The 13,955-nt window shown below is 57.7% G+C and carries 15 protein-coding genes; 11 read left to right on the top strand and 4 right to left on the bottom strand.

What is annotated here, in order from left to right:
* Nucleotides 1-31: 31 nt before the first annotated feature.
* The 3 genes from FKM52_RS16295 to uxaC are packed head-to-tail and all read right to left on the bottom strand — an operon-like array spanning nt 32 to nt 4,404.
* The gene (locus tag FKM52_RS16295; protein ID WP_141177209.1) at nt 32-1,522 is read right to left on the bottom strand and encodes a UxaA family hydrolase; all 1,491 of its coding nucleotides are present in this window, start codon (nt 1,520-1,522) and stop codon (nt 32-34) included.
* Nucleotides 1,523-1,534: 12 nt separating this feature from the next.
* Nucleotides 1,535-2,980, bottom strand: coding sequence for a tagaturonate reductase (locus tag FKM52_RS16290; protein ID WP_141177208.1), 1,446 nt, complete (start codon nt 2,978-2,980; stop codon nt 1,535-1,537).
* A 14-nt stretch (nt 2,981-2,994) separates the two neighbouring features.
* Nucleotides 2,995-4,404, bottom strand: a complete 1,410-nt coding sequence (gene uxaC, locus FKM52_RS16285) for a glucuronate isomerase (RefSeq protein ID WP_141177207.1) — start codon at nt 4,402-4,404, stop codon at nt 2,995-2,997.
* A gap of 418 nt (nt 4,405-4,822) precedes the next feature.
* Between uxaC and FKM52_RS16280 the strand changes: the two genes are divergently transcribed.
* The 10 genes from FKM52_RS16280 (at nt 4,823) to FKM52_RS16235 (ending at nt 12,076) form a co-directional block, all read left to right on the top strand.
* The gene (locus FKM52_RS16280) at nt 4,823-6,130 is read left to right on the top strand and encodes an MFS transporter (protein ID WP_141177206.1); all 1,308 of its coding nucleotides are present in this window, start codon (nt 4,823-4,825) and stop codon (nt 6,128-6,130) included.
* Between the two features lie 504 nt (nt 6,131-6,634).
* The gene (gene exuR / locus FKM52_RS16275; protein ID WP_141177205.1) at nt 6,635-7,405 is read left to right on the top strand and encodes a transcriptional regulator ExuR; all 771 of its coding nucleotides are present in this window, start codon (nt 6,635-6,637) and stop codon (nt 7,403-7,405) included.
* 334 nt (nt 7,406-7,739) lie between these two features.
* Nucleotides 7,740-8,417 (top strand): DedA family protein, encoded by a 678-nt coding sequence (locus tag FKM52_RS16270; protein ID WP_141177204.1) that lies wholly within the window; start codon nt 7,740-7,742, stop codon nt 8,415-8,417.
* Nucleotides 8,417-8,797, top strand: coding sequence for an EnvZ/OmpR regulon moderator MzrA (gene mzrA / locus FKM52_RS16265; protein ID WP_141177203.1), 381 nt, complete (start codon nt 8,417-8,419; stop codon nt 8,795-8,797). Before FKM52_RS16270 ends, mzrA begins: the two co-directional genes overlap by 1 nt.
* A gap of 183 nt (nt 8,798-8,980) precedes the next feature.
* Nucleotides 8,981-9,352: a DUF1090 domain-containing protein gene (locus FKM52_RS16260; RefSeq protein WP_141177202.1), complete on the top strand. Its 372-nt coding sequence runs from the start codon at nt 8,981-8,983 to the stop codon at nt 9,350-9,352.
* 42 nt (nt 9,353-9,394) lie between these two features.
* A complete protein-coding gene (locus FKM52_RS16255) occupies nt 9,395-9,700 on the top strand; it encodes an ElaB/YgaM/YqjD family protein (protein ID WP_141177201.1) in 306 nt (101 codons plus the stop codon).
* Nucleotides 9,701-9,702: 2 nt separating this feature from the next.
* Entirely contained in the window at nt 9,703-10,101 is a 399-nt protein-coding gene (locus tag FKM52_RS16250; protein WP_181407948.1) for a phage holin family protein, read from the top strand.
* On the top strand, nt 10,098-10,385 hold the full coding sequence (locus FKM52_RS16245; RefSeq protein ID WP_141177200.1) for a YqjK-like family protein: 288 nt from the start codon (nt 10,098-10,100) through the stop codon (nt 10,383-10,385). The genes FKM52_RS16250 and FKM52_RS16245 overlap by 4 nt, the downstream gene beginning before the upstream one ends.
* A gap of 205 nt (nt 10,386-10,590) precedes the next feature.
* On the top strand, nt 10,591-10,983 hold the full coding sequence (locus FKM52_RS16240; protein ID WP_141177199.1) for a DoxX family protein: 393 nt from the start codon (nt 10,591-10,593) through the stop codon (nt 10,981-10,983).
* Between the two features lie 70 nt (nt 10,984-11,053).
* On the top strand, nt 11,054-12,076 hold the full coding sequence (locus FKM52_RS16235; protein ID WP_141177198.1) for a glutathione S-transferase family protein: 1,023 nt from the start codon (nt 11,054-11,056) through the stop codon (nt 12,074-12,076).
* 121 nt (nt 12,077-12,197) lie between these two features.
* Here the strand turns inward: FKM52_RS16235 and FKM52_RS16230 are convergent, their stop codons facing one another.
* Entirely contained in the window at nt 12,198-13,097 is a 900-nt protein-coding gene (locus tag FKM52_RS16230; RefSeq protein ID WP_141177197.1) for a LysR family transcriptional regulator, read from the bottom strand.
* Nucleotides 13,098-13,232: 135 nt separating this feature from the next.
* Here FKM52_RS16230 and FKM52_RS16225 point away from each other — a divergent pair, with 135 nt between their 5' ends.
* Complete coding sequence (locus FKM52_RS16225; RefSeq protein ID WP_141177196.1) at nt 13,233-13,937, top strand: pirin family protein; 705 nt, start codon at nt 13,233-13,235, stop codon at nt 13,935-13,937.
* The last annotated feature ends 18 nt before the right edge of the window (nt 13,938-13,955 follow it).

The raw sequence follows: 13,955 nt of genomic DNA, 5'->3' as shown, positions 1-13,955 counted from the left end.
AAACAGAAGGCGCCCCGCGGGGCGCCTTTTTTTACAGCGTAACGCCGCTTTTGAAAATCGCCAGCTCGCGAAAATCATTGCGCTCGTTATTGGTTTCTCTGCCGCTCGCCACCTCGACAATGTAGTCAACGAAGCTGTCCAGCAGGCTCTCCATCGCGGTTCCCTGCACCAGCGGCCCGGCGTTGAAATCGATCCAGTGCGGCTTGCGCTCCGCCAGTTCGCTGTTGGTAGCGATTTTTACCGTTGGCACAAAGCCGCCATAGGGCGTGCCGCGCCCGGTGGTAAACAGCACCATGTGGCAGCCGGCGCCGGCCAGCGCGCTGGTGGCCACCGCGTCATTGCCTGGCGCGCTGAGCAGGTTCAGCCCCGGCTGTCGCAGGCGTTCGCCATACTTCAGCACGTCCACCACCTGGCTCTGTCCCGCTTTTTGCGTGCAGCCCAGCGATTTCTCTTCCAGCGTAGTGATGCCGCCCGCCTTATTGCCCGGCGACGGGTTTTCATAGATCGGCTGCTGATGCGCAATAAAGTAACGTTTAAAATCGTTGACCATCGCCACCGTCTTCTCAAAGGTCGCTTCATCCCGGCAGCGGCTCATCAGTATGCGCTCGGCGCCGAACATTTCCGGCACCTCGGTCAGCACCGTGGTGCCGCCGTTGGCGATCATCCGATCGGAGAAGCGGCCCAGCAGTGGGTTGGCGGTAATGCCGGAGAAGCCGTCGGAACCGCCGCACTCCAGACCAAAGCGCAGCTCGCTTAGCCTGCCCGGCTCTCGCCGATCGTGACGCATCGCCTCATAAAGCCGACGCAGATGCTCCAGCCCCGCCTCTACTTCATCTTCCTGCTGCTGACAGATCATAAAGCTGACGCGTTCGCTATCGTAATCGCCCAGCGTCTCACGGAAAACGTCAACCTGATTGTTTTCACAGCCGAGACCGATCACCAGCACCGCGCCGGCGTTCGGATGGCGCACCATGTTTTGCAGCATGGTGCGGGTGTTTTCATGATCCTGCCCCAGCTGGGAGCAGCCGAACGGATGGCTGAACAGGTATACGCCGTCGATATCCGCCGCGTTATCGCTTTCACGCAGAAAACGTTGCAGGATCTGGCGCGCGATGCCGTTAACGCAGCCGACGGTAGGCAGGATCCAGAGTTCGTTGCGGATGCCGACTTCTCCGCTGGCGCGGCGGTAGAGCTGCACCTCGCGATCGGCGGCCTGCGGCGGCAGGGCAACGAAATCGGGCTGGTACTGATACTGATCCAGATCGTTCAGGTTAGTGCGCGCGTTCTGGGCATGAACGTGTTCACCGGCGGCGATCGGCTGCGTTGCATGGCCAATAGGCAGGCCATATTTAATGACGTGTTCACCCGCCGCGATGGAACGCAGCGCAAACTTATGCCCGCGCGCAATCGGCTGGCGCAGCGTCACCGTCAGCCCCTCCAGCGTTAGCTCGCTGCCTTCGTCCAGATCGCTCAGTGCGACGGCGACATTATCGCGCGGCGCTATTTTAATGGCCTGTTGCATAGCCGCAGTTCCTCAGTGTGGTATTGCCGCCCGCATCCCCTGAGCGGCAATGGTTTGCAGGTGTTCGGCAACCGCCTCGACCAGGCCCGGCTGCTGGCTCAGATCGCTCTCCCAGTGCGCTGCATCGCTCAGCGCCGCGGCAACCAGCTGCTGCAGGGTAATCGCGCCCTGCGCCTGCTGCGCCCAGAGCGTGGCGAAGCGATCCAGCCACTGCGCGTCATCCTGTAGCGGATAGCGCACGCCGTCGCGTTCGCCGCGGTAGTAAGCCAGCAGCGCCGCCAGCGCGAAGGTAATGCGCGTCGGCCAGCGTCCGCTTTGCTGATGGCCCGCCAGCAGCTGCGGCAGCAGACGCGTGCGGAATTTGGTCATGCTGTTGAGGGCAATCGCAGAGAGCTGATGGCGAATAAACGGATTACGGAAGCGTCCCAGTACCGCATCGGCAAAGCGGTGCAGATCTTCCGCCGGCAGATCCAGCGTCGGTATTACCTCCTCGCGCAGCATAGCGTCGATAAAGGCGGCGATTTGCCTGTCGGCCATCGCCTCGCCGACGGTATCCAGTCCGGAGAGCCAGGCCACCGGCACCATCGCGGTATGCGCGCCGTTAAGGATCGCCACCTTCTGCTCTTTCCACGGCTTGATATCGTCCACCAGGCGAATATTCAGCGGCAGCGCGTTAAGCCGCAGCTCGTCGGCCACCTGCTGCGGCCCCTGAATTACGAACTGATAGAACACCTCGCCCGCCACCAGCAACGGATCGCGGTAGCCCAGCGTAGCGAAAATCTCTTCCGCATCTTCGCGCGGATAGCCGGGAACGATGCGGTCCACCAGCGTATTGCAGAAGATATTGTGCTGCATAATCCAGTCGCTGAAGGCTGGCGGCAGCTGCCACAGCTCGGCATAACGCAGCACGATCTCGCGCAGCGTGTCGCCGTTGTTATCGATCAGTTCGCAGGGCAGCAGGATCCAGCCCTTATCCGCCGCGCCGGCGAAATGCTGCCAGCGCACCCACAGCAGCTGCGTAAGTTTGCCGGGGAAGGATCGCGCCGGGCGATCATCCAGCCGATCGTCGCCGTTAAATGCAATCCCCGCCTCGGTGGTGTTGGAGAACATAAAGCGAATCTGCGGATCGCGCGCCAGCGCCATATATTCATCGAACTGGCGCCAGGGCTGAATCTCCCGGTTCACCGTGCGAATCAACCGCGGTTCGCTGATCGTTTCGCCCTGCGCGTTCAGGCCGCGGATCAACGCGGTATAGAGTCCGTCCTGATGGTTCAGCGTATAGTCCGCCTGACGATCGATCGGCCTGACTACCGTAACGCCGGCATCCAGATCGCTATGGCTGTTAAGCAGATCGAGCTGCCAGTCAATAAAGGCGCGCAGAAAATTCCCTTCGCCAAACTGGACGATGCGCGTGGGATAGCGCGGGCCGGGAAAAGCGGTACGGTTAAGGGTTTGCATAGAATTTCCCCGACTTAAAGCGCGATGCCGAAATAGTCGCGTGCGTTGTTGAAACAGATGTTTTTCACCATATTGCCCAACAGATCGATATCCGCCGGCGCCTCGCCGTTCTCTACCCAGCGCCCGATCATCTGGCACAGCAGACGACGGAAATATTCGTGGCGCGTATAGGAGAGGAAGCTGCGGCTGTCGGTAAGCATGCCGACGAAGCGGCTCAACAGGCCCATCTGCGCCAGCTGCATCATCTGGCGCTGCATGCCGTCCAGCTGATCGTTAAACCACCAGGCGGAGCCAAACTGCATTTTGCCCGGCTCGCCTTCGCCCTGGAAATTACCCACCATGGTCGCCAGCACTTCGTTATCGCGCGGGTTCAGGCAGTAAAGGATGGTTTTCGGCAGCGCGTTGTTGCGGTTCTGCGCGTCCAGCAGGCGCGCCAGCGGCTCCGCCAGCGGACGATCGTTAATGGAGTCAAAGCCTACGTCCGGGCCCAGCAGCTGAAACTGGCGATGGTTATTATTGCGCAGCGCGCCGATATGGTACTGCTGTACCCAGCCGCGACGGGCATATTCAGCGCCCAGCCAGACCAGCACCGCCGTTTTAAACTGTGCCATCTCCTGCTCAGAAGGCGTATTGCCCTGCAGGCGGCGAGCCAGAATAGCATCCAGCGCGGCGTCGTCCGCCTCGGCGAACAGCACCACATCCAGCGCATGATCGGAAACCTTGCAGCCGTGCGCGGCGAAATGGTCGAGCCGCTTGCTGAGCGCGCGGCGTAAATCATCAAAGCGACGTATATCCACGTCCGCTACCGCGCCAAGCTGACGCAGGTAATCGCCGAAGCTTTCCGCCTCAATATTGAAGGCTTTATCAGGACGCCAGCTCGGCAGCACTTTGACAGCAAAGCTGCCGTCCTGCGCCAGACGCCGATGATGTTGCAGATCGTCAATCGGGTCGTCGGTAGTGCCCACCATACGCACATTCATCTGTTGCATGATCCCGCGCGCGGTAAAGTCATCCTGCGCCAGCAGCGCGTTGCACTCATCCCAGATGCGATCGGCGGTTTTCTCAGAAAGCAGCACGTTGGTAATGCCAAAGGGACGGCGCAGCTCAAGATGCGTCCAGTGGTAGAGCGGATTGCCGATGGTATGCGGCACAGTACGCGCCCAGGCGTTGAATTTTTCGCGATCGCTGGCGTCGCCGGTGCAGAGCGCTTCCGGTACGCCGTTTGCGCGCATTGCGCGCCACTTATAGTGATCGCCCTTCAGCCAGATGTCATACAGGTTTTTAAAACGATAGTTATCGGCGATCTGCTGCGGCGGCAGATGACAGTGATAGTCAAAAATTGGCTGATCGGCCGCGTAATCGTGGTACAGAAGCCGCGAAAATTCAGTATCGAGTAAAAAATCTTCGGTCATAAAACGGGACATTCCTGACTCCTCTTACATGAACGGCGCAGTTGCGTTCAGCTGATGGCAAAAAGTTATCATACCAATTCACGCAGCCGCAGCGATAATTTTGAGATTCAGCTCACATATCAGACATCTTATTGCGCCTGATTTTTCGACTAATCGCCGTTAAAGCTACTAATTCACTGACATTTCGTGATTTTTAGTATCCCACATTACAAAGGTGGTTTTTGTGATGGCATTCAACTTTTAAATCGGTATGACAAGTTATCTTCTGGCGGTCCAAATTGGTTGGGAAATTTTTTACAGGCAAGGAAATAAAAAATGGGCTGAGGCCCAGGATAAGTTCGCAAATGCTCTCTGTCGGGCTTCAGCGTTGACAGACCCGCATAACAACAACAGCGGCACGGGCCGCAAACAGAACTGGAAGAGGTATGACATGCGTAAAATAAAAGGTCTGCGCTGGTATATGATTGGTCTGGTGACCATCGGTACCGTGCTGGGTTACCTGACGCGCAACGCCATTGCCGTTGCCGCACCTACGCTCGAAGAACAACTCCACATCACTACGCAGCAATATTCCTATATTGTTGCCGCCTACTCGGCCTGCTATACCATCATGCAGCCGGTAGCGGGCTATATCCTTGACGTGCTGGGCACGAAAGTAGGCTATGCGCTGTTCGCGATTTTGTGGGCGGTGTTCTGCGCCGCCACCGCGCTGGCAGGCAGCTGGGGCGGCCTGGCTATCGCCCGCGGCGCGGTCGGCGCGGCCGAGGCGGCAATGATCCCCGCCGGTCTGAAAGCAAGCAGCGAATGGTTTCCGGCCAAAGAGCGCTCGATCGCCGTCGGCTATTTCAACGTTGGCTCGTCCATCGGCGCGATGGTAGCGCCGCCGCTGGTAGTATGGGCTATCGTCGCCCACAGCTGGCAGATGGCGTTTATCATTACCGGTATTCTCAGCATGATTTGGGCGCTGTGCTGGCTGATTTTCTATAAGCATCCCAAACAGCAGAAGAAATTAAGCGATGAAGAGCGTGACTATATCCTCTCCGGCCAGGAGGCGCAGCATCAGGTCAGCAACGGCAAAAAAATGAGCGCCTGGCAGATCCTGCGCAACCGGCAGTTCTGGGGCATTGCCCTGCCGCGCTTCCTGGCGGAACCGGCATGGGGCACCTTTAACGCCTGGATCCCGCTGTTTATGTTTAAAGTCTACGGTTTTAACCTGAAAGAGATCGCTATGTTCGCCTGGATGCCGATGCTGTTCGCCGATCTTGGCTGCATCGTCGGCGGCTATCTGCCGCCGCTGTTCCAGCGCGTTTTCGGCGTTAATCTGATCGTTTCGCGTAAGCTGGTGGTAACCATGGGCGCGGTTCTGATGATCGGCCCCGGCACTATCGGCCTGTTTACCAGCCCTTACGTGGCAATCGGCCTGCTGTGCATCGGCGGCTTCGCTCACCAGGCGCTGTCCGGCGCGCTGATTACGCTCTCTTCAGATGTTTTCGGACGTAACGAAGTCGCGACTGCTAACGGTCTGACCGGCATGGCCGCCTGGACCGCCAGCACCATGTTCGCCCTGGTAGTGGGCGCGCTGGCCGATACGCTGGGCTTTAGTCCGCTGTTTGCTGCGCTGGCGGTGTTCGATCTGCTCGGCGCGGTAGTTATCTGGACGGTACTGAAAAATAAACCGGTTTCTGAACTGCAGCAGGAACAGAGTGTCGCTCCTGCCGGTACGCCGGTACGTAGCTAAGCGGCCGGGCCGGATGCGCGCAGGCGACGTACATCCGGCCGGTTTTTCCGCGCCCTCCGGTTTCCTCACGCGCTCTTCCTTTTCCGCGCCAATCTTCTTTTTCTCTGCCAGTCTTTCTTTCGCGTAACGATCTTCCTTTCCCATGCCAATCAGCCTTTACCCTTCGTTCTTTCTTTTCCTTTCTTTTTTGCTTTCCCCTGCCGCTTGTTCTCTCTTTGCCTGTTTCCCTTATCCCGATCTATCTTTCCTTGCGTTTCCCTGACTGCGTCCCTGTTCTTCTTGCTGTTTTCCTCTCGTCGCCGACTTTTCTCTTTTCGCGCTTGCCGCTGCTCCAGCACAACGTTATCTGCGCCTGTGCCAGAGCGCGCCGCGCCGCCCAGGCCGCCTGCTGCCTGAAGTGCGCGTTCCCTCGCATTTCAGGCTCCTTGCGCTGACAGCCATTGGCCCACAGGCCGGTTAAGTGGTATAACAACTTACAGAATATTCCCTGCTATGGATGTGCTTATGGAAATCAGCGAACCGCGACGCCTTTATCAACAGCTGGCGTCAGAGCTAAAAATGCGTATTGAGGCTGGTCAGTATCGGGTGGGCGACAAACTGCCCGCTGAACGCCTTATCGCCGAGGAGATGCAGGTCAGCCGCACCGTGGTGCGTGAAGCTATTATCATGCTGGAAGTGGAAGGCTACGTAGAGGTGCGCAAAGGCTCCGGCATTCACGTTATCTCCAGCCAGCAGAGTCACCGCGTAGTCGCGGACAGCCAGCTGGAGTTCGCCAATTTTGGCCCGTTTGAGCTGTTACAGGCGCGCCAGCTGATTGAAAGCAACGTGGCGGAGTTCGCCGCCACGCGCGTTACGCGTCAAGATATTATGCAGCTGATGGATATTCAGGAACGCGCGCGCAGTGAGGATCGCTTCCGCGACTCGGAGTGGGATATGCATTTTCACGTGCAAATCGCTATGGCGACGCAAAACAGCGCGCTGGCGGCTATCGTGGAAAAAATGTGGCTGCACCGCACCCACAACCCTTACTGGCTGAAGCTGCATGAGCATATCGATCAGCGCGCTATCGGCAGCTGGTGCAGCGATCACGATGCGATTCTGAAAGCGTTGATACGTAAAGACCCCGCTGCCGCCAAGCTGGCGATGTGGCAACATCTGGAAAATACGCGTCAGATGTTGTTTAACGCCACCACCGACGATTTTGAATTCAATGTCGATCGTTATATGTTCGCTGAAAACCCGGTGATCTTACCCGATACCTCCTCTTCACGCTAAAAAAGGACGCTTTGGTTGCCAAAGCGTCTAAAGTCAGCAAACTTACTTTAGTGTCAGCCTGTGTAAAGCTCCTTCCCGCTAATGAGTGCCGTCGGTAAAACTCTTAGGCGGGGGCAACTTTCCCTGTCTCGCATCGCTGTATTTTGTTACAGTTAACTGCCTTTTCTTACCCTTTCGTTTCGGGAAAGAGGAGTGCTGCGGTTTTTTATACAATATCGGCAGAAGGCGATTACCCGGCCTGCGGTAGCGGCGACTACACTAAAAAATAACCTGCCCGCTCTGTTGGCCTGCCGATCGATGAGCCTGTATTAACAATGAAGTTCAGGAACAATGAATGGATATTTTAAAAGCATTGTTGCAAGCGTTATGGCAACAAGATTTTGAGACACTGGCCGATCCGACGCTGGTCTGGGCAATATATGGCTTACTGTTTATGATTCTTTTTCTGGAAAACGGGCTGCTGCCTGCCGCTTTCCTGCCCGGCGATAGCCTGCTGATTTTAGTGGGCGTGCTAATCGCCAAAGGCACCATGAATTTCCCGCTGACGCTGTTTATTCTTACCACCGCCGCCAGCCTTGGCTGCTGGGTCAGTTATATACAAGGTAAATGGCTGGGCAATACGCCCACGGTGCAAAAATGGCTATCGCACCTGCCCGCGCAGTATCATCAGCGCGCCCATCAGCTGTTTCATCGCCACGGCCTGTCAGCGCTGTTAATTGGCCGCTTTATCGCTTTCGTGCGCACCCTGCTGCCGACTATCGCCGGGCTTTCCGGCCTGAGCAACGCCCGCTTTCAGTTTTTTAACTGGATGAGCGGCTTTTTATGGGTGCTAATCCTGACCGTACTGGGCTTCGCGCTGGGGAAAACGCCGATTTTCCGCCGCTACGAAGATGAGCTGATGTTTTGCCTGATGCTGCTGCCGCTGGTGCTGCTGGTGTTCGGCCTGATCGGTTCGCTGGTAGTGCTGTGGCGTAAACGTCAGGCCGGCATTGATGAGAAAGGTCAGCCGTGATGCGCTGGCTGCAGCCTCTTTTACGCCAGCCGCTGCGCTGGCTGCTGGCTGGCCTGTTGGCGATTATCGCCTTCGCCCTGCTGCCCGCCCTGTTTCGTCATGAGAACGCGCTGCAAATTCGCGTGACGCATCAGGGCGTGACGCTGCCGGACGGTTTCTACGTCTGGCAGCAGCTCAACGCGTTGGGGATACCGGTTAAGAGCATTACGCCCGCGCAGGACTCACTGGTGCTGCGTTTTGAATCCGAAGAGCAGAGTCAGGCCGCACAGCAGGCGCTGCATAAAATCCTGCCCTACGGCTTCGAGATCGCCCGGCTGGAGAATAACGGCAGCAGCGGCTGGCTGAACAAAATTTCGCTGCGCCAGCAGTCCGTCGGCTGAGTGGATCGCCCGACGCGATACTTTTCGTAAAATCTCTTCTTCAGCAACGCTTTTTGAGCTTTCGCCAAAGAGTGTCTATTCTTACAAAAGGTTATGAGGCGGCACGGCAGCCAGCCTCATCACCGCCGCATCTTTACCGTTCACAGGGAACGGCTGAGCTTAACAATGGAAGGCCGCTATCACATGAAATTTCGCACCTCGCTTTTTCTGACGCTGGTTTCTCTCTCTGGTTTCACGCAGGCGGCAAATACGCTCTGTATGCAGAAAGAAAAGGATATCGAGCGGGAAATATCTTATGCCCAACAGCATGATAATCAACGCCGGGTGAACGGGCTGGAACGCGCGCTAACCGAGGTTCGCGCCAGCTGTACCGATGAGAAGCTGAAGGCGGCGCATCAGGAGAATATCCAGGCTAAGCAGCGTGAAGTGGCCGAACGTGAAAAGGATTTGAAAGATGCCGAGGAGGATGGCGACAAGGAGAAAATCGCCAAACGCCAACGCAAATTAGAGGAAGAGCGCGAAGAGCTGAAAGCGCTACAGTCAGCGCCTTACTAACCCATTTACAGCGTACATTGCCTGAGAATAAAGGAGTGTTTCATGTCAAAAGATACTACGTCAGAACACCTGCGCGCCGAGCTGAAAAACCTGGCGGATACGCTGGAAGAAGTGCTGAGCCAGTCCACCGATAAATCGAAATCAGAGATAGACAAGCTGCGCAGCAAAGCGCGCGCCGCGCTGGATGAATCGCGCCAACGCCTGGGCGAAACCGGCGATCGGCTGTCGCAGACTACCCGCGAAGCGGTAGGCCGCGCCGACGACTATGTGCGTGAAAATCCGTGGCACGGCGTGGGCATCGGCGCCGCCGTTGGTCTGGTGATCGGCATGCTGATGTCGCGTCGTTAATTATGGCCGATGCTCAGCAAAGCCACGGCCCAGGCAAAGGGGTCATCAACATCGGACAGCGTCTCGTTACTACGCTGGTTAGCATGGTAGAAACCCGTGTGCGCCTGGCGGTGGTCGAGCTGGAAGAGGAAAAGGCCAATCTGATACAGATGCTGTTGATGATCGGCCTGACCATGCTGTTTACCGCTTTTGGTTTGATGAGCCTGATGGTGCTTATCATCTGGGCGGTAGATGCGCAGTATCGCCTGATGGCGATCGGCATCACTACCGGCGTACTTTTCCTGCTGGCGCTGATTTTCGGCCTGTGGACGCTGCGTAAATCACGCAAGTCTACGCTACTGCACCATACGCGTAAGGAGCTGGCCTCCGACCGCCAGATGCTGGAGGATCGCCATTCATGAAGCGCGCCGCCCGTGAGCAACGTAAAGCGGATCTGTTAATCGCCATTCACCAGCAGCGCCTCGATCTTAGCGCGGCCCGTCGTGACTGGCTGCTGCATACCGCCCGTTACGATCGCGGCTGGATGACGCTGCTGAGCCTGCGCAGCTACCTGGCGATCGGCAGCAGCGCCATGGCCATCTGGTCGGTGCGCAATCCAAACTTCTTTATGCGCTGGGCGAAGCGCGGATTTGGACTCTGGAGTACCTGGCGTCTGGTGAAAGCCAACCTGCCGCAGAAGCATTAGGCGTAATCGGGTAGCCTGCGATAATGCGCAGGCTATCAGATTCAATTTTATTGAACTTCTCTGACAGTTTATCTCGCTTACAAAACTTCCCTGCTGCGCCTATTATCCTCCTCAGTTAGCAAACAATGCGCTTAAACGCTTGCGTTGCCTGCCTTTAATCGCCCGGACGCCTGTTGTCTGACGCAAAACAATACTGGGGAAAACCATGAAAAAATTAGAAGATACTGGTCTGTTAGTTGCACGTATTTTAATGCCGATTCTGTATATCGTTTCCGGCTGGGGCAAAATTACCGGCTATGACGGCACGGCGCAGTACATGACGGCGATGGGCGTTCCGGCCTTTATTCTGCCGCTGGTGATTCTGCTGGAGCTGGGCGGCGGTCTCGCTATCCTGTTTGGCTTCCTGACGCGCTTCACCGCGCTCTTCACCGCCGTGTTTACGCTGCTGACGGCCTTTCTGTTCCACAGCAACTTCGCTGAAGGCGTCAACTCTATTATGTTTATGAAGAACGTGACCATGGCTGGCGGCTTCCTGCTGCTCGGCATCACCGGACCAGGCGCTTACAGCATTGACCGCCTGCTCGGCAAAAAGTGGTAAGCGACCGCTATACTCAATAACATCAGGGCGAGGATGGTTCCATTCTCGCCTGTTTTATTTCGGAGGAGCTATGGGACAACTGGTTGACGGCGTCTGGCAGGATAGCTGGTACGATACCAAATCAAACGGCGGCCGCTTTAAACGCTCTGCAGCCGCCTTTCGCAACTGGGTTACCGCCGACGGCAGCGCCGGCCCTACCGGCAAAGCGGGTTTTGCCGCCGAGCGCGATCGCTATCATCTTTATGTGTCGCTTGCCTGCCCCTGGGCGCACCGCACGCTGCTGATGCGTCAGCTAAAGGGGCTGGAGCAGATGATTTCCGTTTCCGTGGTGCATCCGCTGATGCTGGAAAACGGCTGGACCTTCGCGCAGGATTTCCCGGCGGCCACTGGCGATACGCTTTATCAGCACGATTTCCTCTATCAGCTTTATCAGCATGCCGATGCGCAATACAGCGGGCGCGTAACCGTGCCGGTACTGTGGGATAAACGGCAGCAGACCATCGTCAGCAACGAATCCGCCGATATCATCCGCATGTTCAACAGCGCGTTCGACGCCGTTGGCGCACGGGCGGGCGACTACTATCCGGCGGCGCTGCGTGAAAAAATCGACGCGGTTAACGGCTGGGTTTATGACCAGGTAAATAACGGCGTGTATAAGGCAGGTTTCGCTACTTCGCAGCCGGCTTATGAAGAGGCGGCGACCGCGCTGTTTCATGCGCTGGAGCGGCTGGAGCAGCTGCTTGGGCAGCATCGCTGGCTGACCGGTAACCAGCTGACCGAGGCGGATCTGCGCCTGTGGACCACCCTGGTGCGCTTCGATCCGGTCTATGTTACCCATTTTAAATGCGATCGACAGCGCATCGGCGATTACCTGAACCTGAACGGCTTTTTACGCGACATCTGGCAGATGCCGGGCATCGCCGAAACGGTAAACCTCGATCATATTCGCCACCACTATTACCGCAGCCATAAAACCATCAACCCCAGCGGCGTGATCTCGTTAGGCCCGGAGACGCGCTGGGATGAGCCGCACGGACGCGACGAGCGTTTCCCTGACGCGCAACGCCAGCGTTTTCATCAACCAGGCGCCTAAGGCGAACGCATCAACCACCGAGCGCCGCCGCGCAGCCACATGCGCGCAGGCGCTGCCATTCACCGCCTGTTTTGCACGCCGTCCAGCGCGATCCCGCTTTGCCTGCCACAGCCTGACAAGGCTACCCTTTTTTCGCCAGCAGGCGCGGAATTTCACGCAGGCACCAGGCTTTCGCCTCGCCCATGCTGTCGCGACGCCAGGCCATGATAATATCGATCTCGCGCGTTGTTTCCGGGCTGACCACGCGCAACCGTCCCTGCGCAATATCTTCTTCCACCAGCGGCCAGGGCATGCTCGCCACGCCCAGCCCGGCCAGCAGCGCACGTCGCTTATCGTCCATGCTGCTGAGCGTCAGACGCTGCTGCTTATCCAGCAGCTGTACCGTTAACACCGGCCTTTCGCGCGCGGTATCCGCCACTGCGATACCACGATATTTTACCCGCGTGGTTTCCGACAGCGGCTCCGGCTCCTGATGGATCGGATGATCCGGACTGGCGACGATAACGCTCATCACGCTGTAGAGCTTGCGGGTATTGATCTCCGTGGAGGCGCGAAAGTGCATATCGGGCGCCACCACAATATCGGCGCGTCCCTGCTCCAGCCGCTCCCAGGCGCCCGCCAGCACTTCGGTGATAAGGGAAATCTGCGTATTGGCCTTTTCCGCCAGCTTGCCTACCAGCGGAAACAGCGATTCGGTAGGCACCAGCGCTTCGGTTACGATGGTCAGGTGGGTTTCCCAGCCGCGCGCCAGCGCTTCCGCATCGGTAGTCAGTTTATCGGCTGCCTCCAGCAGCACCCTGCCGCGTTCCAGCAGCATACGCCCAACGTTGGTAAACCTGGTGCGATGGCCGGAACGATCAAATAAAACGACATCCAGCTCCTCTTCCAGCTTCTGCATGGTATAGCTAAGTGCAGATGGCACGCGGCCCAGTTCATCCGCCGCCGCGGCAAAGCTGCCGCGCCGATCGATAGCGTCCATCACGCGTAATGCTTCCAGGGTCAGGGCCCGATCTTTTGCCATAGCGCATCTCTGTCAGTAATTTTGAATATGCCTGGCAGATTAACTGGCTAACAATCCGGCGTCCAGATATTTACCATGGAAACCTAACCAGCGTTTCTGCGCTACAGGCAAACGCTGCCGGGAGGCAAACTAACGATGATGACTTCACGCACCGCGCAACAGTGCGGCCAGGCCGATTACGGCTGGCTACAGGCGCGCTATACCTTTTCTTTTGGCCACTACTTCGATCCGAAACTTCTGGGCTACGCTTCGCTGCGCGTGCTGAATCAGGAAGTGCTGGCGCCCGGCGCCGCCTTTCAGCCGCGCACCTATCCGCAGGTGGATATTATTAACCTGATTTTGCAGGGCGAAGCGGAGTACCGCGACAGCGAAGGCAACTGCATTCGCGCCGCCGCCGGCGAAGCGCTGCTGCTGTCAACGCAGCCGGGAGTGACCTGGAGCGAACTGAACGTCAGTAAAGAGCGCGCGCTGACGCGTCTTCAGCTCTGGCTCGACGCCTGCCCGGATCGCGAGAATAATCTGGTGCAGCAGCTGGCGCTGAATACGCGCCAGCCGCATCAGCTAGTCGCCTCGCCTGACGGAGAAGATGGCAGCCTGCTGGTGCGTCAGCAGGTCTGGATCCACCATATCCGGCTGGAGCCAGGTGAAAAATGGCAGCAGCCGCTGCGGGGATCGCGCGCCTGGCTACAGTCGATCCACGGTAGCTTTCATGCGCTGACGGCCAACGGCGAGCGGGAGAGGCTGGCCTGCGGCGACGGCGCCTTTATCCGTGACGAATCCCGCCTTTGCCTGGAGGCGCAAACCTCGCTGCGCGCGCTGGTCATCGATCTGATGGCGTAACAGAGCGGGGCGACATCA

It is taken from the genome of Mixta tenebrionis (assembly GCF_006517625.1).
GTDB classification, from domain to species: domain Bacteria; phylum Pseudomonadota; class Gammaproteobacteria; order Enterobacterales; family Enterobacteriaceae; genus Mixta; species Mixta tenebrionis.
This window is presented reverse-complemented; position numbering and strand designations above follow the sequence as displayed.

Bases quoted from the DNA above. Each gene is read 5' to 3' on its own strand.
- uxaC (WP_141177207.1), bottom strand. From the start codon at position 4,404: ATGTCCCGTTTTATGACCGAAGATTTTTTACTCGATACTGAATTTTCG.
- exuR (WP_141177205.1), top strand. From the start codon at position 6,635: ATGGAAATCAGCGAACCGCGACGCCTTTATCAACAGCTGGCGTCAGAG.
- FKM52_RS16225 (WP_141177196.1), top strand. From the start codon at position 13,233: ATGATGACTTCACGCACCGCGCAACAGTGCGGCCAGGCCGATTACGGC.
- mzrA (WP_141177203.1), top strand. From the start codon at position 8,417: ATGCGCTGGCTGCAGCCTCTTTTACGCCAGCCGCTGCGCTGGCTGCTG.
- FKM52_RS16235 (WP_141177198.1), top strand. From the start codon at position 11,054: ATGGGACAACTGGTTGACGGCGTCTGGCAGGATAGCTGGTACGATACC.
- FKM52_RS16295 (WP_141177209.1), bottom strand. From the start codon at position 1,522: ATGCAACAGGCCATTAAAATAGCGCCGCGCGATAATGTCGCCGTCGCA.
- FKM52_RS16260 (WP_141177202.1), top strand. From the start codon at position 8,981: ATGAAATTTCGCACCTCGCTTTTTCTGACGCTGGTTTCTCTCTCTGGT.
- FKM52_RS16280 (WP_141177206.1), top strand. From the start codon at position 4,823: ATGCGTAAAATAAAAGGTCTGCGCTGGTATATGATTGGTCTGGTGACC.
- FKM52_RS16250 (WP_181407948.1), top strand. From the start codon at position 9,703: ATGGCCGATGCTCAGCAAAGCCACGGCCCAGGCAAAGGGGTCATCAAC.
- FKM52_RS16245 (WP_141177200.1), top strand. From the start codon at position 10,098: ATGAAGCGCGCCGCCCGTGAGCAACGTAAAGCGGATCTGTTAATCGCC.
- FKM52_RS16230 (WP_141177197.1), bottom strand. From the start codon at position 13,097: ATGGCAAAAGATCGGGCCCTGACCCTGGAAGCATTACGCGTGATGGAC.
- FKM52_RS16270 (WP_141177204.1), top strand. From the start codon at position 7,740: ATGGATATTTTAAAAGCATTGTTGCAAGCGTTATGGCAACAAGATTTT.
- FKM52_RS16290 (WP_141177208.1), bottom strand. From the start codon at position 2,980: ATGCAAACCCTTAACCGTACCGCTTTTCCCGGCCCGCGCTATCCCACG.
- FKM52_RS16255 (WP_141177201.1), top strand. From the start codon at position 9,395: ATGTCAAAAGATACTACGTCAGAACACCTGCGCGCCGAGCTGAAAAAC.
- FKM52_RS16240 (WP_141177199.1), top strand. From the start codon at position 10,591: ATGAAAAAATTAGAAGATACTGGTCTGTTAGTTGCACGTATTTTAATG.